The sequence below is a fragment of the Mesorhizobium sp. M8A.F.Ca.ET.161.01.1.1 genome, assembly GCF_004792105.1.
Taxonomy (GTDB): Bacteria; Pseudomonadota; Alphaproteobacteria; order Rhizobiales; family Rhizobiaceae; genus Mesorhizobium.
This window is the reverse complement of record NZ_SRTD01000020.1, coordinates 81,816-104,323: the sequence shown is the minus strand read 5'-3', so window position 1 is coordinate 104,323 and position 22,508 is coordinate 81,816. Positions and strand designations below refer to the sequence as shown.

21 protein-coding genes are annotated in these 22,508 nt (G+C 64.5%); 11 read left to right on the top strand and 10 right to left on the bottom strand.

The genetic code is table 11. From position 1 onward, the window contains the following. Nucleotides 1–328: 328 nt before the first annotated feature. Together EN804_RS30430 and EN804_RS30425 are read right to left on the bottom strand one after the other, a co-directional pair. On the bottom strand, nt 329–733 hold the full coding sequence (locus EN804_RS30430; RefSeq protein ID WP_135862588.1) for a GFA family protein: 405 nt from the start codon (nt 731–733) through the stop codon (nt 329–331). A 114-nt stretch (nt 734–847) separates the two neighbouring features. Then, nucleotides 848–1,807, bottom strand: a complete 960-nt coding sequence (locus EN804_RS30425) for a cation diffusion facilitator family transporter (protein WP_135921974.1) — start codon at nt 1,805–1,807, stop codon at nt 848–850. Between the two features lie 251 nt (nt 1,808–2,058). On the opposite strand from EN804_RS30425, the gene EN804_RS38745 reads away from it, so the two are divergent. Both EN804_RS38745 and sugE read left to right on the top strand, forming a co-directional pair. Beyond that, on the top strand, nt 2,059–2,184 hold the full coding sequence (locus EN804_RS38745; protein WP_127278273.1) for a hypothetical protein: 126 nt from the start codon (nt 2,059–2,061) through the stop codon (nt 2,182–2,184). Nucleotides 2,185–2,384: 200 nt separating this feature from the next. Then, nucleotides 2,385–2,699, top strand: a complete 315-nt coding sequence (sugE, locus tag EN804_RS30415) for a quaternary ammonium compound efflux SMR transporter SugE (RefSeq protein WP_135921973.1) — start codon at nt 2,385–2,387, stop codon at nt 2,697–2,699. Nucleotides 2,700–2,861: 162 nt separating this feature from the next. Here sugE and EN804_RS30410 read toward each other — a convergent pair whose 3' ends face one another. After that, on the bottom strand, nt 2,862–3,290 hold the full coding sequence (locus EN804_RS30410) for a DUF6481 family protein (RefSeq protein WP_127873285.1): 429 nt from the start codon (nt 3,288–3,290) through the stop codon (nt 2,862–2,864). Between the two features lie 221 nt (nt 3,291–3,511). Between EN804_RS30410 and EN804_RS30405 the strand changes: the two genes are divergently transcribed. The 5 genes from EN804_RS30405 (at nt 3,512) to EN804_RS30385 (ending at nt 8,860) form a co-directional block, all read left to right on the top strand. Further along, nucleotides 3,512–4,603: an LLM class flavin-dependent oxidoreductase gene (locus EN804_RS30405; protein ID WP_135921972.1), complete on the top strand. Its 1,092-nt coding sequence runs from the start codon at nt 3,512–3,514 to the stop codon at nt 4,601–4,603. Nucleotides 4,604–4,909: 306 nt separating this feature from the next. Next, complete coding sequence (locus tag EN804_RS30400; protein ID WP_135882719.1) at nt 4,910–6,079, top strand: AI-2E family transporter; 1,170 nt, start codon at nt 4,910–4,912, stop codon at nt 6,077–6,079. 70 nt (nt 6,080–6,149) lie between these two features. Then, nucleotides 6,150–6,983, top strand: a complete 834-nt coding sequence (locus tag EN804_RS30395; protein ID WP_135921971.1) for an arylamine N-acetyltransferase — start codon at nt 6,150–6,152, stop codon at nt 6,981–6,983. After that, nucleotides 6,980–7,981: an LLM class flavin-dependent oxidoreductase gene (locus EN804_RS30390; protein ID WP_135921970.1), complete on the top strand. Its 1,002-nt coding sequence runs from the start codon at nt 6,980–6,982 to the stop codon at nt 7,979–7,981. The genes EN804_RS30395 and EN804_RS30390 overlap by 4 nt, the downstream gene beginning before the upstream one ends. 84 nt (nt 7,982–8,065) lie before the next feature. Beyond that, nucleotides 8,066–8,860, top strand: a complete 795-nt coding sequence (locus EN804_RS30385; RefSeq protein WP_135921969.1) for an inositol monophosphatase family protein — start codon at nt 8,066–8,068, stop codon at nt 8,858–8,860. Nucleotides 8,861–8,927: 67 nt separating this feature from the next. On the opposite strand, the gene EN804_RS30380 is transcribed toward EN804_RS30385, so the two are convergent. Then, on the bottom strand, nt 8,928–9,944 hold the full coding sequence (locus tag EN804_RS30380; RefSeq protein ID WP_127280930.1) for a LacI family DNA-binding transcriptional regulator: 1,017 nt from the start codon (nt 9,942–9,944) through the stop codon (nt 8,928–8,930). 218 nt (nt 9,945–10,162) lie between these two features. Here EN804_RS30380 and EN804_RS30375 point away from each other — a divergent pair, with 218 nt between their 5' ends. Genes EN804_RS30375 through EN804_RS30365 form a run of 3 tightly spaced genes read left to right on the top strand, consistent with a single transcriptional unit; the run spans nt 10,163 to nt 14,024 of the window. Beyond that, nucleotides 10,163–11,749, top strand: a complete 1,587-nt coding sequence (locus EN804_RS30375; RefSeq protein WP_135921968.1) for a sugar ABC transporter ATP-binding protein — start codon at nt 10,163–10,165, stop codon at nt 11,747–11,749. Beyond that, a complete protein-coding gene (locus EN804_RS30370) occupies nt 11,746–13,059 on the top strand; it encodes an ABC transporter permease (protein ID WP_135921967.1) in 1,314 nt (437 codons plus the stop codon). The genes EN804_RS30375 and EN804_RS30370 overlap by 4 nt, the downstream gene beginning before the upstream one ends. Beyond that, the gene (locus EN804_RS30365) at nt 13,056–14,024 is read left to right on the top strand and encodes a substrate-binding domain-containing protein (protein WP_127873277.1); all 969 of its coding nucleotides are present in this window, start codon (nt 13,056–13,058) and stop codon (nt 14,022–14,024) included. Before EN804_RS30370 ends, EN804_RS30365 begins: the two co-directional genes overlap by 4 nt. A 275-nt stretch (nt 14,025–14,299) precedes the next feature. On the opposite strand, the gene EN804_RS30355 is transcribed toward EN804_RS30365, so the two are convergent. The 6 genes from EN804_RS30355 to EN804_RS30330 are packed head-to-tail and all read right to left on the bottom strand — an operon-like array spanning nt 14,300 to nt 21,520. Beyond that, nucleotides 14,300–14,761, bottom strand: coding sequence for a MarR family transcriptional regulator (locus EN804_RS30355; protein ID WP_127279119.1), 462 nt, complete (start codon nt 14,759–14,761; stop codon nt 14,300–14,302). Further along, the gene (locus EN804_RS30350) at nt 14,758–15,342 is read right to left on the bottom strand and encodes an amino acid synthesis family protein (RefSeq protein ID WP_135917072.1); all 585 of its coding nucleotides are present in this window, start codon (nt 15,340–15,342) and stop codon (nt 14,758–14,760) included. The genes EN804_RS30355 and EN804_RS30350 overlap by 4 nt, the downstream gene beginning before the upstream one ends. Then, nucleotides 15,335–16,219 (bottom strand): UPF0280 family protein, encoded by an 885-nt coding sequence (locus EN804_RS30345; protein ID WP_135921966.1) that lies wholly within the window; start codon nt 16,217–16,219, stop codon nt 15,335–15,337. The genes EN804_RS30350 and EN804_RS30345 overlap by 8 nt, the downstream gene beginning before the upstream one ends. Continuing rightward, nucleotides 16,219–17,760 (bottom strand): 6-hydroxynicotinate reductase, encoded by a 1,542-nt coding sequence (locus EN804_RS30340; protein ID WP_127279116.1) that lies wholly within the window; start codon nt 17,758–17,760, stop codon nt 16,219–16,221. Before EN804_RS30340 ends, EN804_RS30345 begins: the two co-directional genes overlap by 1 nt. Then, a complete protein-coding gene (locus tag EN804_RS30335; RefSeq protein WP_246693508.1) occupies nt 17,757–20,663 on the bottom strand; it encodes a molybdopterin-dependent oxidoreductase in 2,907 nt (968 codons plus the stop codon). The genes EN804_RS30340 and EN804_RS30335 overlap by 4 nt, the downstream gene beginning before the upstream one ends. 2 nt (nt 20,664–20,665) lie before the next feature. After that, on the bottom strand, nt 20,666–21,520 hold the full coding sequence (locus EN804_RS30330) for a xanthine dehydrogenase family protein subunit M (protein ID WP_135921964.1): 855 nt from the start codon (nt 21,518–21,520) through the stop codon (nt 20,666–20,668). A gap of 350 nt (nt 21,521–21,870) precedes the next feature. Here EN804_RS30330 and pncA point away from each other — a divergent pair, with 350 nt between their 5' ends. Continuing rightward, a complete protein-coding gene (gene pncA / locus EN804_RS30325) occupies nt 21,871–22,485 on the top strand; it encodes a bifunctional nicotinamidase/pyrazinamidase (protein ID WP_127871280.1) in 615 nt (204 codons plus the stop codon). The last annotated feature ends 23 nt before the right edge of the window (nt 22,486–22,508 follow it).

Here is a 22,508-nt window from a genome sequence, read left to right as displayed (position 1 = left end):
TGAAACACATTCTTGGCCAGATCGATTCCAAATCTGATAGCTTGCATGACGGACGGTCTCCTCCGCTGGTGTTTCAACACGACCAGCTTGGCACATTCGATGCCGCAAGGGGCCGTCCACCCATCATTCTAGGGCGGAGCAAGGAGCGGAGCGAAGCGCGCAGACCCTAGAATCCATGCCGCGACCGCGGCGCGCCGCAACAGTGCAGAATTCCGTTCCACGGCATCCTTCGGCAAGGTCACGGCATGGATCCTCGGGTCAAGCCCGAGGATGACGAAGCGATAGGAGGCTTCGCTAATCGCAGAGGTCTTGTGGGAGCCTACTAACCCTACTGCTCTTCCACCGTCGTCATGCCCTCGAATTCCGGAAGCCAGTGCAGCGCCGACCGGTGCCATTTCTGGTGTCTCGGGACCAGGTCCTGACGCTGCCGCGAGGTCCCGACCCTGATCCCATAGACCTTCGGACCGTCGCCGACCGATGTCGCATAAAGGTGCGAGCCGCAATCGGCACAAAAAGCCTGGGCGCGCTTGGCGCCGCTCGCCACGGTCTTGATATAGATTTTCGGCGCGCCCCTGGTGATCCGGTAGTGATCCTGCGGCGCGGGAACGGTGACGCGAAAGGCCGTACCGGTCAGCTGTTGGCAATCGGTACAGTGGCAGATCGAGGTCTTTTCCGGGTCGACCTCCGCCTCGTAGGTGATAGCACCACAATGACAGCTGCCGTCGATCTTCATCGTCATTCCTCCAAAATCGCTCGGCTGATCTTAGCGACGCGGGGATGCGAGGCAACGGCGCGGCGCTGGTCCAGAGGCCAGGGCATGATCAGGAAGAGGGTTTCGGGGTCATGCTCAACTTTCTCCTGACGCGGATTCGATCACCTTGCGCCGCTTTTCCCAGGTGCCTGACGTCTGCGGCTTGACGAACAGGCGCGCGATCTCAGGCATTTCCTTCTTCAGCCGCGCCTCGATGCGCTCGACACAGGCCTCGATCTCCGGCGCCGCCAGATGGTCCTCGAATTCGACGCTCAGGGCGGCAACGATCTCTTCCGGTCCCATATGCACCGTCAGCACACCGTTCGCCCGCTGCACCGCCGGATCCTGCTGGACGATCGCCAGTACCTTCCTCTGCACCTCGGGTGAGGCCGGCTCGCCGATGAGCAGGCCCTTGCTTTCACGCGCCAGGAAGATTGCCGTCGCGCCGAGGATGAGCGCGATGCCGATCGAGCCGGCGCCGTCGAGTTCGGGCATCTCGAAAATCTCCGCCGCCAGGATGCCGGCAAAGGCGACGGTCAGGCCGAGCAGCGCGGCACTGTCTTCGAACAGCACCGTATAGACGCTTGGGTCCTTGCTCGATTGCACGGCCTGCAGCCAGCCTTGCCTTCCCTTCTGCTTGCGGAATTCCTTCAGTGCCACCAGCCAGGAGCTGCCTTCGAACAGGAAGGACAGGCCCAGAACGATATAGTTCACCTTGACGTTGGAGACCGGCTCCGGCGCCAAGATGTGGACGACGCCCTCGTAGAACGACACGCCGGCGCCCAGCGCGAAGACCAACAGGGCGACGATGAAGCTCCAGAAATAGAGTTCGCGGCCATGGCCGAGCGGATGCGTACTGTCCGCAGGGCGCGCGGCGCGGTGCATGCCGTAAAGCAGCAGGCCGCCATTGCCGGTGTCGACCAGCGAGTGCACGCCTTCCGACAGCATGGCCGAACTGCCGGTGAAAAAGGCGGCGGCGAACTTGGTCAGCGCTATGGCGAGATTGCCGGCAAGCGCCGCATAGATGACCGTTCTGGAGCCGCCGTGCCCTGCCATCTTCCTCGCCGCCTCCGATACTCGCGAGCTTGTGCCGGGGAGCTTAGCCACCCGCGCGCTGAAGCTCCATATCCATCCTGAACGCATAACCCGTCGATCCGTTCAGGCCTCGGCGTTGCCCGCCCGAGGCCATTGGGGGCCGGAAAAGCGGTTGATACGGGCACTGGCAGTGGTGGCGGGACGGAAACAGCCCCTTGCCTAGAGACGCTTGTCTTGTTTCACTCCGTTTCCCGCAACTGGAGGAACGAATCATGGCTAAAGGTGCGATGAAGGCAGGCAAGGAAGCCCGCAAACCGAAGAAAGACGCCAAGAAGCCTGTAGCCGCTCCGGCCCTGAAGGCGCCGCCGGTCAAGGCAATGAGGCTCAAGGAAAAGTAAGTCCCGGCAACCCGGCGCGGCGGGATTTCACCGGCGGCATTCGACAATGCCGCCGGCACGTGTTGATCGGGCATTCGGACAGCCCTATATCGACGGCGCGGGGACGACCTCGCACTTTCCGAAAATTCGGCCGGGACGACCCGCCATTGTCGAGTGAGCAGCCAAGGCCGGAAGCCTGGATGCTCCGATGGAGCGTTGCGATGTCCTGGACTTTTCTGTTTTTCGCCGGCCTGTTCGAAATCGGCTGGGCAATCGGCCTCAAATACACCGACGGGTTCACCAGGCTGGTTCCAACCGTGCTCACGGTCGCGTCGATGATCGTCAGCCTCACCTTGCTCGGCCTGGCGCTGAAGGCGCTGCCTGTCGGCACCGCCTATGCGGTATGGACCGGTGTCGGCACCGTCGGCACGGCGCTGCTCGGCATCTGGCTGCTGGGCGAGCCCGCCACGGCGATCAGGCTCGGCTGCATCGCGTTGATCGTCTGCGGCATCATGGGGCTGAAATTCGCGGCCTGAACGGCCTTGTCCGCCGGCGGGCGACATCGACCGAGCCGATATCCCCGGATGTCCAAGCCGACATCCTGGATGCAGGGGCTTCCGGTCGGCGACATGGACAAGCGAAAAAGGGCCGCGCCTTGGCGCGTCCCTTGTTGGTCATCCGTCGAGGCGAGTGCGCTCTTAGCGACCCGTAAAGCCGGGAGGAGTCCTGCCGGTGCGCTGCTTGCGTGCTGCGTAGCGCGCGTCGCGCTTTGCCTTGCGCTCGGCTTCATCGGCAAGCAAGCGAGCAATACGCTCGTTCTCTTCAGCCTCCCGAAGCTTTGCTTCCGCCTCCGCTGCCTCTTCGGCGGCAATGCGCGCCGCTTCAGCTGCTGCCTCACGCTCGGCCTTCTCGATCGCCTCGCGCGCCAGCTTTTCCTGCTTCAGCTTGGCCTTTTCGGCCTCGCGGATCTCACGTGCCGCAAGAATTGCCTTGCGTTCGGCCTGTCGTGCCAGCACCGCGGGATCGTCTGCTGCCGGCTTTGACTTGAAGCGCTCCAGAAGCGCCTTCTTTGCCTCGGTCGCGGCATTGCGCCGCTCGAAAATGTCTTTTTCCCTGTAGATAGCCAAGTCCACTTCCTTGAAGTCTATTCGCGAGGCTTACATACGCGTGAAAACCGGGAGTTCAAGCGCCAAAACGGTATGGCAGCCATGAAATTCCGGGATGTTGCACCGGGGAGACGCATTTCCCGCCGAAATCGACATGCACTGTTCACCAGCCACCCTCTGGCGGCGCGACGGACGCGTCGCTACCTCTAGGGCGACAATCAACACACTGGGATGACATTCAAATGGAACTCGGCCTCTACACTTTTGCCGATGTGAGCCCTGTGCCGGGTCCCGGCGCCATCGGCCCGCATGAGCGGCTGCGCAACCTGATCGAGGAGGTCGAACTGGCCGACCAGGTTGGCCTCGACGTCTTTGGCCTCGGCGAACACCATCGGCCCGACTATGCCGCCTCGGCGCCGGTCGTGGCTTTGGCCGCGGCGGCGGAGCGTTCGAAGCGCATCAGACTGACCAGCGCTGTCACCGTGCTCTCCTCCGACGATCCGGTACGCGTCTTCCAGCAATTCGCCACGCTCGACCTTCTGTCAGGCGGCCGCGGCGAGATCATGGCCGGGCGCGGATCGTTCATCGAATCCTTCCCGCTGTTCGGCTACAACCTCGAAGACTATGACGAGCTGTTCGCCGAAAAGCTCGACCTTTTGCTTGCCATCCGCGATCAGGTGAAGGTGACCTGGTCGGGCAGTCTGCGCGCGCCGATCAACGATCGCGGCGTCTATCCCAGACCCTTCCAGGACAGGCTGCCGGTCTGGATCGCGATTGGCGGAACGCCGCAATCGGCAGCCCGCGCGGGCGCGCTCGGCCTGCCGCTGGCGCTTGCCATCATCGGCGGCGAACCGGCGCGCTTCGCGCCGCTGTTCGACCTCTACCGTGATGCAGCCAAGCGCGCCGGCAGCGATCCGGCAGGCTTGGCCACCAGCATCAACGTGCATGGCTTCATCGCCGACACGACCGAGCAGGCGGCGGACGATTTCTACGGCCCGCAAGCCGAGGTGATGAACCGCATCGGCCGTGAGCGCGGCTGGGGTCCGACATCGCGCGCGCATTTCGACCAGTCGCGTGGTCCCGATGGTGCGCTGTTCGTCGGCAATCCGGAGCAGGTGGCGGAAAAGATCGTCGCCCAGCACAGGATTTTCGGCAACGACCGCTTCCTGCTGCAAATGGCGATCGGCACCATGCCGCACGCCAAGATCATGAAGGCGATCGAGCTTTATGGCACCAAGGTGGCGCCGATCGTGCGCAAGGAAACGGCGAAATCCGTGCCGGCCGTGGCGGCGCCTGAGGGCTTGGATTTCTCCGGCGCCGACTCGATTGTCTGAAGGGTAAATCTTTGCATCGTATTGTCCTTTTTTCAGGGTAGGTGTATCGCGCGGGCGATTTCTCGCCGCGCTGGCCCTGCGACCGTTGCGAAGGCTTGCTCCCGTACCAGGCCCGCCACCTGCGCGGGCTCAATTACACCGCATGTAATATGGCGCACTCGCAGCCGAGTCTCCGGTTGCGCAATTGGCGGCACGATCCCTTGACGGCGGCCCGTGCGGCAGTGCCGGCTAACGGAACCTTGAAGCCGTGCCGGCGTTTTCGTCTGCGGATTGCATCAGTTGTGGTGCGCCACCGAGGGGGCCACGATGAAAGCCGAACCCGCCGCTTTGGGCGCAGGCGTTGCCGAGGCCGAGGAGTCACGTTTGGTAACGCGCGCCGACACACGCCTGATGCGCTCGCTGCTCATCGGCATCTTCCTGTTCATGAGCATCTATGCGCTCTATTTCGCGCGCGCCTTCTTCATGCCGGTCATCCTGGCCTTTCTGCTGACGCTGACACTGACGCCGATCGTGCGGCTGCTGCGCAAGCGCGGCATTCCCGAAGTGGTCTCGGCGACGCTTCTGGTGCTTGTGTCCCTCTTCGTCTTCGCGAGCGCCGGCTATGTGCTCAGCGGCCCCGTCATCGATCTCATCAACAACACGTCGTCCATCGGCCAGCAACTGACCGAACGGCTGGCGCAGTTGCGGCGGCCGGTCGAGAGGATCATGGAGATCGCGCACCAGATCGAAGGGCTGACCGAGACCTCGCAGGAACCGGGTGTGCAGAAGGTCGCGGTGGCGCAGTCCGGCTTCCTGTCGTCGGCGGCGAGCAACATCCTGTCGGCCGGAACAAGCCTGACCATCATCTTCGTTTTGTCGCTGTTCCTGCTCGCCTCGGGCACGATGTTCTACGAGAAGATCATCCAGTCCTTCGCCAGCCTCACCGAAAAGAAGCGGGCGCTGCGCGTCGTCTACGACGTCGAGCGGGAAATCTCGCACTATCTGCTCACCGTCACAATCATCAACACCGGCCTCGGCACGGTCATCGGCCTCGGCCTGTGGGCGCTTGGCATGCCCAATCCGCTGGTCTGGGGCGCCGCGGCCGCTCTGCTCAATTTCCTGCCTTATGTCGGGGCCATGATCACGCTCGTCCTGGTCACGGTCATCGCGCTGATCAGCTTCGACACGATCGCCTACGCGTTGTTGGCGCCTGCCTTCCTGGTGTTGTGCGACATCGTCGAAGGCCAGTTCGTGACGCCGATGGTGGTCGGGCGGCGGCTCGAGATCAACGCCGTGGCGATCTTCATCGCCATCGCATTCTGGTCATGGCTGTGGGGCTTCGTCGGCGCGCTGATGGCTGTGCCGCTGCTGGTCGTCGTCAAGGTGTTCTGCGACCATTTCGAGAGCCTTAGCCATGTCGGCAATTTTCTCGCCGCCCAACATACGGCGGTCGTGGAGGAGGACGCCGACGAACAGGACGGCACGACCGCCGCATAACAGGCGCACCGTTTGCGGCGGCGGGATCGAATGCCTATATCCGCCCGATCAGTGCCCGGTGCCCTTCCCGATGAACGACGCTCCCTTCGACCTCGACGCCTATTTCGCCCGGATCGGCCATGCCGGTTCCAGTGATGCTTCGCTCGACACGCTGAAGACGCTTCATTTCCTGCATCCGCAGGCGATCCCCTTCGAGAACATGGATCCGTTTCTGGGGCGCCCGGTCCGATTGGACGCCGCATCGCTGCAGGACAAGATGGTCCTCGACGGGCGTGGCGGCTATTGCTTCGAGCACAATCTCATTTTCATGCACGCGCTGAAGGCGCTTGGCTTCGAGGTCGGCGGCCTCGCCGCCCGTGTGCTCTGGGGTCAGAGCGAGGACGCGATCACGGCGCGTAGCCACATGCTTTTGCGCGCCGAGCTCGATGGCCGGACCTATATAGCCGATGTCGGCTTCGGCGGCCTGACGCTGACCGCCCCGCTGCTGCTCGAGCCGGACCTCGAACAAACGACCCCGCACGAAACGTTCCGCATCGTTGAAACCGGCGATCACTTCCGCCTGCAGGCCGCCATCGGCGGCGGCTGGCGCTCACTGTATCGCTTCGATCTGCAGCCGCACTATGAGGTCGATTATTCCGTCACCAGTTATTTCATGTCGACCAACCCGGCATCGCATTTCCTGACCTCGGTTCTGGCGGCGCGCGCCGCGCCCGACCGGCGCTACGCGCTGCGCGGCGATCGCCTGTCGATCCATCACATTGATGGCCGCACCGAACAGAAGCAGATCGCCACAGCCACTGAACTCGCCGACACGCTGGAAGGCCAGCTCGGCATCACCATTCCCGACCGCACGGCCCTCGAGGCTCGGGTGCGCGAGAAGAAGATCGTGGAGACCAGTACATGACCGAACTTTCCGTCCTCGACCTGTCGCCGATCGTCGAAGGCAGCGATGCCTCGCAATCGCTCGCCAATTCGCTCGACCTCGCCCGCCACGCCGAGCGGCTCGGCTACAAGCGCTACTGGCTGGCCGAGCACCACAACATGCCAGGCATTGCCAGTGCGGCCACATCGGTTGTCATCGCCCATGTTGCCGGCGGCACCAAAACCATTCGCGTCGGCGCCGGCGGCATCATGCTGCCCAACCATGCCCCGCTGGTGATCGCCGAGCAGTTCGGCACGCTGGCGGCCTTGTTTCCAGGCCGCATCGACCTTGGCCTCGGCCGCGCTCCCGGCACCGACATGAACACGGCGCGGGCGCTACGCCGCAATCTCGAGGCCGGCGTCGACAATTTCCCGCAGGATGTCGTCGAGCTGATGGGTTATTTCCTGCCGGCCGAGGAAGGCCAGCGCCTGCGCGCCGTGCCTGGCGAAGGCCAGACGGTGCCGATCTGGATTCTCGGGTCGAGCCTCTACGGCGCGCAGCTCGCCGCCATGCTCGGCCTGCCCTATGCCTTCGCTTCGCATTTCGCCCCGGCGGAACTCGACCACGCGCTGGACATCTACCGCTCGCGCTTCCAGCCGTCTGAGCAGCTCGACAAGCCACATGTCATGCTCGGCCTCAATGTCTTTGCAGCGCCCACCGACGCCGAGGCACGTCTGCTGTTCACCTCGCTGCAGCAGGCCTTCGTCAATCTGCGCACCGGCAGGCCCGGAAGATTGCCGCCGCCGGTCGAGAGCTATGACCGGAATCTCGACCCGATGGCCAAGACCATGCTCGGCCAGGCGCTGTCCTGCGCCGTCGTCGGCTCGCCGGAAACGGTCCGCCAAGGCATCGATGCGTTCGTACGCCGCACCGGCGCCGATGAGCTGATGGTCACCGCGCAGATATTCGATCACGCCGCCCGCGTGCGTTCCTTCGAAATCCTGGCCGAGGCACACAAATCGCTGTCGCAAGCGGCCTGACGTCTTGTACTTCGCCGGGTGCTTTTGCCGGTCACAATGCTCTGCTAAGTGCAAGGCATCCATCGGCAGCAAGTGAGCTTTCCCGTGACACATGATCTCGAAGCACGCATGCGGTTCGCCATCGATCTGGCGCGGCGCGCCGGCGAACTCGGCCTGAGGTATTTCCGCGATCTCGACAGCCTGACCATCGAGAGCAAGGGCCATCAGGACCTGGTCTCGCAAGCCGACCGCGAGGTCGAGCTGTTCATCCGCGCGGCGATCGCCGCCGACTATCCGCGGGACGGCATCATCGGCGAGGAGCATGCCTCGGTCGCCGGCTCTACCGGCCATGTCTGGGTGATCGACCCCATCGACGGCACCGCCAATTTCGTGCGCGGCATTCCGGCTTGGTGCGTGGTGATCGCTTGCGCCCGGGATGGGGAGACGATCGTCGGCGTCATCCACGAGCCATCGACCGGCGAGACCTTCCACGGAAGGCTGGGCGGCGGCGCCTTCGTCAACGGCAGGCCGATGAGGACGAGCGCGGCGACCAGCCTTGAAGAAGGTTCGGTGGGCACCGGCTTCTCAAACCGGGCCGAGGCCGAAAACATCGCCGTGCTGATCAAGAAGATCCTCGCCGAAGGCGGCGTCTTCTTCCGCAACGCGTCAGGCGCCCTGATGCTCGCCTATGTCGCCTCGGGCCGGCTGCTCGGCTATGTCGAAGAACACATGAACGCCTGGGACTGCGTGGCCGGCATGCTGTTGATCGAGGAGGCTGGCGGCACCGTTCTGAAGGCGGACCCGAAGACGGTGCTGCAGAGCGGCACGCAGGTCATCACGGGCGGCAAGGGCGTGTTTTCGAAGCTGCAGGCGCTGTGTTCCGGTGTCTTTACGCCCTGATCAGGCTCCAAATCTCGGGAAGCAGGATGGCGTCCGAAAACCGCTTCACATTTTTCGGCATCATGCTTTAGGCACTGACGCTCTGAACCGCCCCCAGCGGCCGGCATGAATTGCGGATCATCAGGCGGCCCTTGAGCACGAGCTTGCGCGGCGGCGTGTCCCGGTTGCCGGCGAGGCGGTCGAGCAGCAGATTGGCCGCTTGCTCGCCGATGGCCTGCACCGGCTGCGCCACCGTGGTCAGCTGCGGCTGGAACACGTCGGACCAGGGAAAATCGTCGAAGCAAGCGACCGAAATGTCCTCCGGACAGGACAAGCCGATGTCGCGGATCGCCTTCATGGTTCCGATCACCATCGGGTTGTTGGCCGAGAAGATCGCGCTTGGCCGGTCATGCAGCGACAGCAGCTGCATGGTTGCGTTGTAGCCGTCGATCTCGTGGAAATTGCCGGAGCGAACCAGTTCCTCGGCCACCGGCAAGCCGGCGGCCTGGAGCGCCTCGCAATATCCGGTCATGCGGTCATGCATGGGTGAAATATCCGAGGTGCCGGTGATGTACCCGATGCGGCGGTGGCCGAGGTCGATCAGATAGCTGATGGCGTCGAACACCGCGCGCTGGTTGTCGAGAACCACGGCGTCGGTGTCGACCCCCTCGCACAGGCGATCCATCAGCACCACCGGCACGTTGGCATCGGCGACGATCCGCTCGAGGATCGCGCCGTCACCGACGCGCGCCACGATCAGCCCGTCGACCATGCGGTCGAGCAGCAGCCTGATCTGGTCGTCCTGGGTGTTCAAATCCTCGTCCGTACAGCACAGCATGACGGCATAGCCGGCGCGATCGAAGGCCTGCTGGATGACCGAGACGACGGCGGTGAAGAACGGGTTGGTGATGTGGGGAACGGTCAAGCCGATGGTGCGCGTCGTACCCATCTTCAGGCTGCGGGCGATGGCGTTGCGCTTGTAGCCGATATCGCGGATCGCCTGCTCGATGCGAGCGCTGAGCTCCGGACTCACGGTTGCGGTGCCGTTGATCAGCGCCGACACGGTGGCGACCGAGACACGCGCCGCTTCGGCCACGTGCAACATGGTGGGCGCGGTGGATTTGCGTTGTTTTTTTGGCCCTGACGCTGTCATTTTCGAAACGTTTCGTCACCCCTTGCCAGCAATACCTACGGAATCCCGTCATTTTAGGCAAGAATTGAAATGCATCAAAGTTTCGTCACCCTATATCGGCTTGACAGGATCGAAACGTTTAGATTAGCGTTCGAGAAGCTGACGAAGACGGAAGGGAGGCCGCCATTGTCATGGAACAGAGCAATTCCCTTTCCTCGGCGCGCAATGCGACATCGGATCGCTCGGACACCGTTCTGAGCGCCGAGCATATTTCGAAGAGCTTTGGCGGCATCGCCGCGCTCGTCGATGTCGGCTTCGAATTGCGGCGCGGCGAAGTGCATGCCTTGATGGGTGAGAACGGCGCCGGCAAGTCGACGCTGATGAAGATCCTCTCCGGCGTCTATACCGGCTACGAAGGCACGGTCAGCATCGACGGAAGGCCGGTCAGCTTCGCCGGCGTGCGCGACGCCGAGGACGCGGGCATCGCCATCATCCACCAGGAGCTCAACCTGGTGCCGGAGCTCAGCGTCGCCGACAACATCTTTCTCGGGCGCGAGAAGCTGATCGCGGGTCTGATCGTCGACCGCAAGGCGAGCAGCCGCGCGGCAAGCGCCCTCCTGCAGCGGCTCGGCATCGAACTCGATCCGGACGCACGCGTCGGCGCGCTGCGTGTCGGCGAACAGCAGCTGGTCGAGATCGCCAAGGCGCTGTCGATGTCGGCGCGTATGCTGATCATGGACGAGCCGACCTCGGCACTGTCGCCGGCCGAATGCCAACGGCTGTTTCGCATCATCGGCCAGCTTGCCGACAGCGGTGTCGCCATCGTCTACATCTCGCACCGCATCGACGAGGTCATGCATCTGGCCGGCCGCGTCACCGTGTTCCGCGACGGGCGCCATGTGCTGACGCGGCCGATGGCCGAGCTTGACGAAAATGCCATCATTTCGGCGATGGTCGGACGGGACCTGCTCGCATCCTCCCAGGACGAGCGGGATCCCGGCGGCAGGATCGTGCTTTCGGTCAGCGATCTGTCGCTGTCGAAGCCAGACCGCCAGGGCTGGCGGCAGGTGATCGGCGGCGTCAGCTTCGATCTGGCCGCCGGAGAAATCCTCGGCATTGGCGGGTTGCTGGGCTCCGGCCGCACCGAGATCATGGAAGCGATCTTCGGCTCGAGCGATGGCCGTGCGGGCGGCGAGATCCGGCTCGACGGCCAGCCGGTGGATATCCGCTCACCGCGCGATGCGCGGCGGCTGGGCATCGCACTGGTCACCGAGGACCGCAAGACGCAAGGCTTGCATCTACAGGCCTCGATATCGGACAATGTGGCGCTGCCGCTGGTCGGAGCGCTGGCCCGCTTCGGCATCCGTTCGCTGGCCGGCGAACAGGGGCTGGCGCGGCAGGCTGTCAAGGCGCTCGGCATCCGCTGCCGGGATATCGACCAGCCCGCCGGCACGCTGTCGGGCGGCAACCAGCAGAAGGTCGTCATCGGCAAGTGGCTGGCGACCAGGCCGAGGGTGCTGTTGCTCGACGAGCCGACGCGCGGCATTGATGTCGGCGCCAAGCGCGAGATCTACGACCTCATCTTCCGGCTGGCGGGCGATGGCCTGGCCATCGCCGTCATCAGTTCCGAGCTGCCGGAATTGCTGCATCTTTCCGACCGCATCCTGGTGATGGCCGACGGCCGCCAGACAGGCATCCTTTCCCGCGAAGCGGCGAGCGAGGAGGCCATCATGCGCCTCGCGGCACCGCGCCGGACCCTATCGAGACCCGCCGCATGACCGCACTGAAACTCCTGTCCCGCACCAAGCTCTACTGGGGCCTGATCGCCATCTTCCTGATCGGCGTGCTGGGCTCGCCAGTGAGTTCCAAGGGCAACAACATCTTTCTGTCCTACGGCAATCTCCTCGACGTGCTGCGCCAGGTGTCGACCACCGGGCTGATCGCCACCGGCATGACGGCGGTGATCATCACCGGCGGCATCGACCTTTCCGTCGGCTCGCTGATGGCCATCTGCTCGGTGGTGTGCGCCATGCTGCTGACGGTTCCGGGCGTGACGCCGGGCGTCGTGCTGGGCGTGCCGACGGTTGCCCTGGTTGCGCTGTGTCTCGGCTTCGTGGTCACGCGCTTCATCTTCCTCAACGTGGAAAAGTCCCGCGCCGGCGTTGATGCCGTGGCCCGCGACGTGAGGCTGGACACCGTTCGCGGCCTGGTCACGCCGGCAATCGTCGGCATCGTCCTGTGCTGCCTTTCGCTCTCGTACCTGCTGCCGCAGATCGAGCCCAAATTCGGCGTTCTCGGCGTGCTTCTGGTGGCGCCTTGCGTTGGTCTGCTGTTCGGCGCCATCAACGGTTTCATCATCGTCGGCGGACGGCTGCAGCCTTTCATCGTCACGCTGGCGATGATGGTGACGGCGCTCGGCATCGCCCGGCTCACCGCCGGCCAGAACAATGCCGTGTTGCCGGTCTATACCGGTTCCAACGCCACCGCCGATTTCGAGCTGCTGCGCTCGCTGGTGTTCGGCGTCATCCCGATGCCCGGCCTGTTCTTCCTCGGCGCCATCGTCATCTACGGCGCGGTGCTGCGCTTCACGCCGTTCGGCCGCTATGTCTATGCCATCGGCGGCAATGAGGAGGCGGCCAGGCTTTCCGGCATCGCCGCCGGCCGCGTCAAGATCGCCACTTATGCCATATCAGGACTGCTCGCCGGCATCGCCGCCGTGCTCTACGTAGCGCAGTACCGGCAAGGCAAGCCGGACGCCGGCGCCGGGCTGGAGCTCGACGCCATCGCCGCCGTGGTCATCGGCGGCACCAGCCTGATGGGCGGGCGCGGCAGCCTGATAGGCACCTTCTGCGGCGTGCTGATCTTCGGGCTGCTGTCCAACATATTGCAGCTCCACAACATCAATTCGAACCTTCAGCTGGTGCTGAAGGGGATGATCATCATCGGCACCGTGCTCGTGCAGGAGCGCAATGCCGGCGATCTCATGGCCTATCTGCGCCTGCCCGGAGCGGCGCACAGGGAAACGGCCGCCGCGAAACGGCCGTCGCAAGAGACACCGTCTCTCAATCTCGGAGGAAACAAGAAATGAAACGACGTGACATGCTGAAGCTTGCCGCATTCGGTGCGGCCCTGCTGACCACCACGGCAATGCTCTCCACCGGACATGCCTTCGCCCAGGACAAGAAGTGGAAGATCGGCTTCTCGCAGGTGACCACCATCGAGCCCTGGCGCGCCCAATTCAACAAGGACATCATTGCCGAGGCCGCCAAGCATCCCGATGTCGAGCTGATCATCACCGACGGCGAGGACAAGACCGAGAAGCAGGTCGCCGACGTCGAGAACCTGATCCGCCAGGAAGTCGACGCGCTCCTGGTGTCGCCGAAGGAATCGGCCGGCCTGACCGGCGTCGTGCAGCAGGCGATCGACGCCAAGATTCCGGTCTTCGTGCTCGACCGCAACGTCGACACCAAGGACTTCACCCAGTTCGTCGGCGGCGACAACAAGCTGATCGGCCGCGCGGCCGGCGAATATGCCGTCGAACTGCTCGGCGGCAAGGGCAAGGCGGCAGGCAATGTCGTCGAGATCTGGGGCGGCATGGGCACCCAGCCGGCGCATGACCGCCATGACGGTTTCCATGAATTCACCGACAAGGAACCGGGCATCAAATATCTGCTCGACCAGCAGTCGGGCGACTGGAAACAGGACCAAGCCTATAATTTGATGGCCAATGCGCTGAAGACCAACGAGAAGATCGATCTCGTCTACGGCCATAACGACCCGATGGCCTACGGCGCCTATCTCGCCGCCAAGGATGTCGGCCGCGAGAAGGACATCAAGTTCATCGGCATAGACGGCCTGCCCAACGAAGGCGTGCAGATGGTGAACAAGGGCGAGCTGACGGCGACCTTCACCTATGTCACCCCAGGTGCGGAAGGCCTGCGCCAGGCGATCAAGTTCCTGAACGGCGAGAAGGTCGAGAAGACCATCACCTTGCCGACGCAGAAGATCACCAAGGAAAACGCCGCCCAGGTGCTGAAGGACAACGGCCTGTGAGATAGTGGAGCTTGAGGGGCCTCGGTTGGCGCAGCCCCTCATCCGCCTGCCGGCACCTTCTCCCCGTATAGTGACGGGGAGAAGGGAGCTGTGGTGAAGCCGGCGCCCTTCTGCAACGCCGGCGACTAGCGAAGCCGTCGATGACAGCGCCTTTCTCCCCGTCCCTATACGGGGAGAAATGTCCGGCAGGACAATGGGGGGCAGCGCAGACCAACCAATTCTACTCAACTCAATCGTTCGGTGACCAGCTTCTGCAGGCTGGTAAGATCCGCACCTTACGCCAGCTTGGCCAGCAGCTTCATGAAAGTGGCGGCCTCCTTGGCCGTGAGCGGCGCCAGGGTCTCCAGCGTGATCTCGCGGGCCAGCGGGATCAGGCGCTCGATCGCGTCGCGGCCCTCCGGCGTCAGGTTTACCAGCAGCCGCCTTTTGTCGACCTCATGCCTGGAAAGCTCGACCAGGCCACGCGCCTTCAGCCGGTCGATGACGCCTTTCACCGTCGCCGCGTCCATGGCGATCAGCGTGCCGAGCTGGTTCTGCGAAGTTTCGCCAACGTCGCGCAACTTGGCGAGTGCGGCGAATTGCGGCGGCGTCAGATCGGCGATACGGGCAGCGAAGATCGAAACATGGCGCTGGTGCGCCTTGCGCAGAATGAAGCCGACCTGCTCCTGCAGGAGGTAGTCGTGATCGTCGGCCTCTTCGGCCTCGACCAGCTTGAGCAGGTTGTCCTCGCCGCTCACCGCAGCCCGTCCCAGGCTTTTATGTCATCCGCAGCGAGGCCACCCATCCGATTATGGACGCGCGGGCCGCAGGTCATGGCGAGGCAGAACAGGATCTCGTCGGGACGCGGGCCGTCACTGATGCCGACTTCCATGGCGTCGAAATGGCTGCGCACATAGGCGGCGTTGATGTGGCCGAGCGGCACGTCGAGCTTTGAGCCGAAGGCGCCGACCTTCTTGGCCGACGGCACGATCGCCTTGGCATCGCCCAGCCGCTCGCGCATCGCATAGCCGCCCGGCACATGCCACAGCGCGCCATGTTCCAGCTCGCCCGCGCTGCCGACGATGGCGCCCTTGCCGTAGCCGTCGATCTGTTTGACGTCGCCGCCGAGGGCGGCGATCAGCCGGTCGGCGAGCAGCAGGCCGAGCGGCTTCAGATCATCCATGGCGCTCTGCAGATCCTCGACATAGCGCCCGGCGAACGGGTTCCTGACCACGGCCATGGCAGCGGCACGCCGGCGCGGCACCGCGGCGGCCGGTCCGCCATCGTGGAAGATTTCTTCGCTCAGCACCGCGATCTTGCGGATCGGAAATTCAGGCATGGGCAACTTCCTCCGGTTCATGCTTGTTGGGCGCGACGAGTGCAACGGAGCCGCTGATGCGGGCTTCCCCGCCAAGAAACAGCGCCGATGCGGCGATCAGGCCGCGCCGGCGAAAATCTTCGGCGACGGCAAGGCCATTGTCCAGGGCGCGTGCCACCTCATCAGGTGCAAGCGTGCCGACGGCTTGCGTCACCAGCCGCGCGCCAAGATCGCTGTCGGGCGACAGGTCGCGTGCGGGAACGCGCCTGATGGCGAGATTGCCGGGCAGGTCCACCGCGTTGGCTATCAGCGTTGCCGCCGCATCGGCCTCGGCGCCAGTCCGCGCCAGCACGGTGACGGCGTCGGCAATGCCAAGCGAGAAGGAGCGGCCACGCCAGCCGCTGGTTGCAACGCCACGCACGCCATCCTGCGCGCGGATCGTGATCCGGTCGGCCATGCCGTTGCCGGTGCCGGCGACCGCCAATCCCATCGAGCGGCCTCTGCCGATGTGGAGGGCGCTGTCGCCGCCATTGTTGACATAGGCGCGATCGAGCTTGCGTCCGGCAAGCAGCGCGGCAAGCATTTCGTCGGCTACCGACCCGGCAACGGCGGCCATCGGTGTGATGAAGCATTCCGCCATGGGCATGACGGCTGCTTCCATGCGGCGCGCCGTCGGGCCGGCGAAGGCTCGCGGCGCCAAGAAAAATGCCGGGAGCCGCAATTCGGGAAGCTCCTCGACCAGCTCGATCAGGATCGTTTGGAAGCGCGCGACGGCCTGGACGTAGGCGGCTCGACACTCATCAGCCTCGCCAAAGGCCTCGACGATCAGGTCGATCGGCCCATGGTTGAGATGCAGCCGCTTGCCGTCCTGCAGCCAGTGCGCTTGCGGATCTTCCATCACCCCGCCCCGTTCGGACCCACGCGGCGCAATTGCGCCAGCGGCGGCCATGGATTTTGGGTTGCGGCGCCTGTGCCGCGTCGGGGATTGAGATACTCGCCGCCCTTGGCGACGATGTCCGCAACGCTGCGGATTTCGGCCTCGTAGCCGCCGAGCCTGACATAGTCGTCGCGACGCAGCGTGAACTCGATCGGCGCCACCAGCGCCGGCGTCGGCACATAGCCGAAGGCGCCTTCCGGAACCCTGGTGACATCGACCATCAGCGTGATGCCGCCGCCCGGCCAGACATAGACCGGGGCGCCGCCAACGGTGACATAGGTAGTCAGGCCTTGCACCGAACGGGTGAGATTGACCGGGTTTTCGGTGACGCCGGCGCGCAGCGACCCGCCGGCGCCGCCGATGAACAGCACGGTGCACAAGGCCGGCTCGCAATTGTCCTCGATCAGGTTGACCGATTTCCTAAGCCGTTCCGGAAACGGTTTTTCGACCGGCTTCAGGTCGTCATCGAGCTCGTAATAGGCGAACTGCTCGCCGGTGGTCGAAACCATCAGCAGCGACAGGCCCGGGCGCGCGCCCTTCTTGGCGTTCCATTCGCCGAGTATCGACAGCGGATCTGAAATGCTGGTGCCGCCCCAGCCGAGGCCTGGCTCGGACACTTTGAAATAGCGGCCCGGTGTCGAGCGGCGGCCAACGATCTTGATGCCCGTATCCTGCCAGCCCAGCACCTTGCCGGCCTGGTGTTCGGAGACGACACCGGTGATGTGATCGTCGACCACCACGACCTCGTCGACCAGCCCGCGCCATTGCGTGGCGAACATGCCGATCGTCGCCGAGCCGCAGCCGACACGCATGCGGTGTTCCTGCTTGCCGTCGATGACGGGCGGTTTGCCGGCTTCGACGATGACCGTGGCGCCGCCGTCTATGCTGAGTTCCACCGGTTTGCGGTTGCACAAATTGAGCAGGGCGTCACAGGTGGCGCGGCCTTCCGCCTTGGAACCGCCGGTCAGATGATGCACGCCGCCCAGCGACAGCATCTGCGAACCGTACTCGCCCGTCGTGACATGGCCGATGGCCTCGCCCTCGGCCCGCACGACAGCCGTTTCGGGTCCGATATGACGGTCGGTGTCGATCTTCACCTTGACGCCGCAGTAGGAGAAGATGCCTTCCGTCACCACCGTGACGAGATCGACGCCCTCGACCTCCTGGCTGACGATGAAGGGAGCAGGCTTGTAGTCGGGATAGGTGGTGCCGGCGCCGATTGCCGTGACGAAGCGGCGGCCGGTGTTGATGAGTTCGCCGTCCCACTGCTCGCCCTCGGCGACAAAGGGCACCATGGCAGCGCCGGTCTCGGCCGCATGGTCGAGGATGGTCAGCGGGTCCATGCGCACGATCCGGCCCGCGACATTGCCATAGCGGTCGCAAGCGCCGGTGCGGCCGTCGGCGATGTAGCACATGACGGGACAGGCATCGCAGCGGATCTTCTCCGCCACCAGCTTCTCGCCGGGATCATGGGTTTCGAAGCGTTCGGCAAGCTCGCTCATGCCCGTGCCTCCTTCTCGCGGATGGCCGCCAGGATGCGGCTTGGCGTTGCCGGCACCTTGGTGACCAGCACGCCGGTGGCGTGGCGGATGGCGTTGAGGATCGCCGGCGCCGTCGGGATCAGCACGTGCTCGCCCAGGCCCTTGGCGCCGAACGGCCCTTCGGGATCGGGCACCTCGATAAGGATGGTCTCGATCGGCGGCACGTCGCCAATGGTCGGGATGAGATAGTCGTGCAGGTTTTCGGTGCGCCCGGGAATATATTCTTCCATCAACGCCATGCCGATGCCTTGGGCGATGCCGCCTTCGATCTGGCCCTCGACCAGCAACGGATTGATCGCCTTGCCGACGTCATGCGCCGCCGTGATCTTGATCAGCCTGACAGTGCCGAGTTTGAGGTCGACCTCAAGTTCGGCAATCTGCGCGCCATAGCCATAGACCGCATAGGGTTTGCCCTGGCCCTTGGCATCGAGGGGCAGCGTCGGCGGATCGTATGTCTCTTCGGCGCGGAAGACGAAGCCGTCGGCATTCGCATCGAGCGCGGCAAGGTCGATGCGGCGTGTCGCCTCGCCTTCGCGGATGACGATCACCGCGCCATCCAATTTAAGGGAAGCCTTATCCGAGACATTGGCAAAGCGCAGGATTTTTTCGCGAAGGGCCCGCCCAGCCTTTTCAGCCGCCTTGCCGGTCACGAAAGTCTGTCGCGAGGCCGAAGTCTTGCCGGCGTCTGGGCTGATTGCCGTATCGGCGCTCTTCAGCTGGAATTTCTCCAGCGGCAGGCCGAGCGCGTCGGCGCAGATCTGCGTAATGACGGTGTTGGACCCCTGGCCGATATCGACGGCGCCCTGGTGCAGGATGACGTCGCCCGATGGCGCGATGCCGACCCTAATGGTCGACGGATTGGGAAGCGAGGTGTTGCCGCAACCATACCAGCAGCACGCGACGCCGACACCGCGCTTTCTATCTATGCTGGTGCTGTTGAAAGTATCCGCGTCGACCGTCGCCCGCGCCCAGTGCAGCCGCAGCGCTTCGAGGCATTCGGCGATGCCGACGCCAGACACCAGAAGCTGCCCGGTAACCGTTTCGGAGCCGTTCCGAAGGCAGTTCTTCAGGCGAAAGTCTAGCCGATCCATGCCGAGCTTGCCCGCAAGCTCGTCATAGAGCGTCTCCTGCATGATCGTCGCCTGCGGCACGCCGAAGCCACGGAAGGCGCCGGCAATCGGACCATGGGTGTGGATGGCGCGGCCCTCGGCACGATAGTTGGGCGTGAGATAAGGGCCGGAGGCATGCACCGGCACGCGGTTGGCGACCGTCGGACCCCAGCTGGCATAGGCGCCGGTGTTGAAATCGCCGGTAAAGACCATGCCGGTGACGTAGCCGTCGGAGGCGGCACCGATGGTGGCCTTCATCTGCGCCGGATGGCGCTTGGTGGTCGACATCATCGATTCGTTGCGGGTGTAGGCAAGGGCCGCGGGCCGTCCCGTCTTGATGGCGACGAGGCCGATCAGAGGCTGCAAGGAAACGTCGAGCTTGGAGCCAAAGCCGCCACCGGTCGCGGTCGGCACGATGCGCACCTTGTTGACGGCAAGGCCGAGCACTTTCGCGGTGTCGTCACGGTCCATGTAAGGCGCCTGGGTGCAGGCGACGACGACAAGCGTGTCGCCGTCGACATATGCATAGCCGGCTTCCGGTTCGATATAGGCGTGCTCGACATAGGAGGTGTCGATCGCGCCGCTCGCGGTGACGGCCGCATTGGCAAGTGCCGCCTCGGGATCGCCGCGTTCGACAAAGCCCTTGGTCAGCAGGTTGTCCGGCCGGTTGCCGTGGATCAGCGCAGCACCCTCGGCCTGCGCGTCACGAGGCTGGAGAACATGCGGCAGTTCGGTCCAGCGGATAGGGAAATCCGACAGATCGAGATCGAGGATCGCCTCTCGCTCGCCGGCGACCAGGGCGACCGCCTCGCCGCGAAGCCGGGCAAAGCCTTCGGCCAGCGCCGGCTGGTCGGCGAATGGGCCGATAACGCCGAAACAGTTTTTTCCCGGGATGTCGGCGGCCGTGAAAACGCCCACGATGCCTGGATGCGCCTTGGCCCAGCCGTCGAGGTCGCCGAAATCGAACTTTGCATGATAGTGCGGCGAGCGGACCACCAGCACCGCAAGCGCATCGGCCGGGAAGGAATCGCCGCCGAATTTCTCGGCGCCGGTCACCTTTGGCACGCCGTCGAGCCTGATCGGCGACGCGCCAATGGCGTGGCCCGAGGCCGGCATCCTCCGATCGAGATCGCGATCCAGTCCATAAAGTTGGCGCTGCCCCTCACCCTTACCCTCTCCCCGCAAGGGGCGGGGAGAGGGGGGCGCCAACGCTGGAGCGCTTCCCTTCTCCCCGTCACTATACGGGGAGCCAGCAGGCGGATGAGTGGCGGCGCTGGCAGTTGACCGTTCACTGCCGAACCATCCCGCCTCCATCACCGCCGCGATGATCTTCCGGTAGCCGGTGCAGCGGCAGAGGATGCCGCCCAGCGCATCCTGCACCTCGGTCTCGGTCGGCCTGGGTTTCGTGTCCAGCAACGCGGTTGCGGCGACCAGCAGCGCCGGCGTGCAGATGCCGCATTGCGCGGCGCCATGCGCCAGGAACGAGGCTTGCAACGCCGACAGCCGGCCATTGGCCAGTCCTTCGACCGTCGTCACCGCGGTGCCAGCGGCCGAGGCCGCCGGCATCAGGCAGGCGCAGACGGGATCGCCGTCGACCAGCACCGTGCAGGCGCCGCAGTCGCCGGCATCGCAGCCGACCTTTGTGCCGGTCAGCCGCAATTCATCGCGCAATACCGAAGACAGCCTGCGCAGCGGCGGCACGTTGACCGAGACAGCGGCGCCATTGACGGCGAAGGCGATATCGGCGCGGTCCATGCTCATGCGGCCACCTTGTCGCCTGCTGGCGTCTCCGTGGCCGCGAGCACGGCGCGGGCAACGATCTCGCGCACCGCGTCAAGCCGGTATTCGGCGCTGCCGCGCACGTCGGCGATCGGCGACAGCTCAACCATCGGCGCCGACCGAACCGCGGCGACAAGCCCGGCGCCCACGGCAAGGCCGCGCAGTGCCGTCTCGACACCGACCAGCCGCCTGGCGACGGCGGAACACGAGCCGACGGCCACGGCCGCATCCGCGACAGTGCCGTTCTCGACAACCAGACGCGCCGCCACCATGGCGATGGAGATGACGAGATAACGCCGGGCGCCGAGCTTGACGAAGGCCGATGTGCCGGAGGGTTTCGGCACGCGGATGGCAGTCACCATCTCGCCAGGCTGCAAGGCGGTACGGCGGTTGCCGAGGATGAACTGCGACAAGGGCAGATAGCGTGTCGCCGCCACCGAGCGCAGTTCTACCTCGGCGTCGAGCACGAGCAGGCCCGGCACACCATCGGCGGCAGGTGAAGCGTTGCAGAGATTGCCGGCGACCGAGGCGACGTTCTGGATCTGCGCCGAGCCGACCTCCCGCGCCGCCTGTTTCAAGGCGTCAAAGGCTGGCGGCAAGGGGTGGCGGATGACATCGGTCCATGTCGTGCGCGCGCCGACGATCCAGTGGCTGGCGGTTTCGGCGATGCCGCGCAGCGTTGTCAGGCCGTTGACATCGAGGACATTGTCGCGAAACGGCTTGCTTCCCTGTACCGGATAGAAATCCGTGCCGCCGGCAAGAATGCGCCAGGTGCCGCCGCCAAGCAGCGCGAGCGCCTCGTCGACCGTGGTGGGTTTCGCGTAACGGATCACGCTTTCCTTCCCAGTAAGATGGGCCTTCCCAACACAAAATGGGCTTTCCCAACAAGATGGGCCTTCCCAGAGATCGGCCCTCCCAAGACGTTTCGCCTGGGAATATCCTGCCGGCTTTCGATCCAGCAAATTCATTCGTATGCAAATGATATCAAGACGGCGGAATTTGTCAAAGCCAGAGTTTACGCCGGTGCCCATGTGGCGGGCATCGCCACGTATTTGTTATTCCGCTGGAGGTTGACGCGGCCCGCCATCTGGTCAAGTTTCTCCCTCCGGTCGCGCCAGCGGCTTCTTCTTTCGCCGGGCGCCTCATTCGGAGCCCGACCGCAGCCTGACAGGAAGGAAACTCCATGGCCGACGAAGCGCTCGTTGTCATCGACCTGCAGAACGACTTTTGCCCGGGCGGCGCGCTGGCCGTTGCCGGCGGCGACGAGATCGTGCCGCTGGTCAACGACATGATCCGGCGAACCGACCATGTCGTGCTGACGCAGGACTGGCACCCCGCCGGCCATTCCAGCTTTGCCTCCAGCCATCCGGGTTCGCAGCCCTATTCGACGATCGAAATGCCATACGGTGCGCAGACCTTGTGGCCGGACCATTGCATCCAGGGCAGTCTCGGTTCGGATTTCCACTCGGGGCTGGCCTGGACCAAGGCCGAACTCGTCATCCGCAAGGGATTTCGTCCCGCCATCGACAGTTACTCCGCCTTCTTCGAGAACGATCACGCGACGCCCACCGGACTCGCCGGTTATCTCCGGGAACGCGGCATCGACACGCTGATCCTGGTCGGCCTGGCGACCGATTTCTGCGTCGCCTTCTCGGCGCTGGATGCGGTCAAACAGGGGTTTAGAACCACGGTCAGGCTCGATGCCTGCCGTGGCATCGATCTCAACGGATCGCTCGAGACAATGCTGGCGAGAATGCGCGACGCCGGCGTGACGCTCGAAGATCATACGTCGGACTGACCGCACCGTGGCGGGCAGAGGGG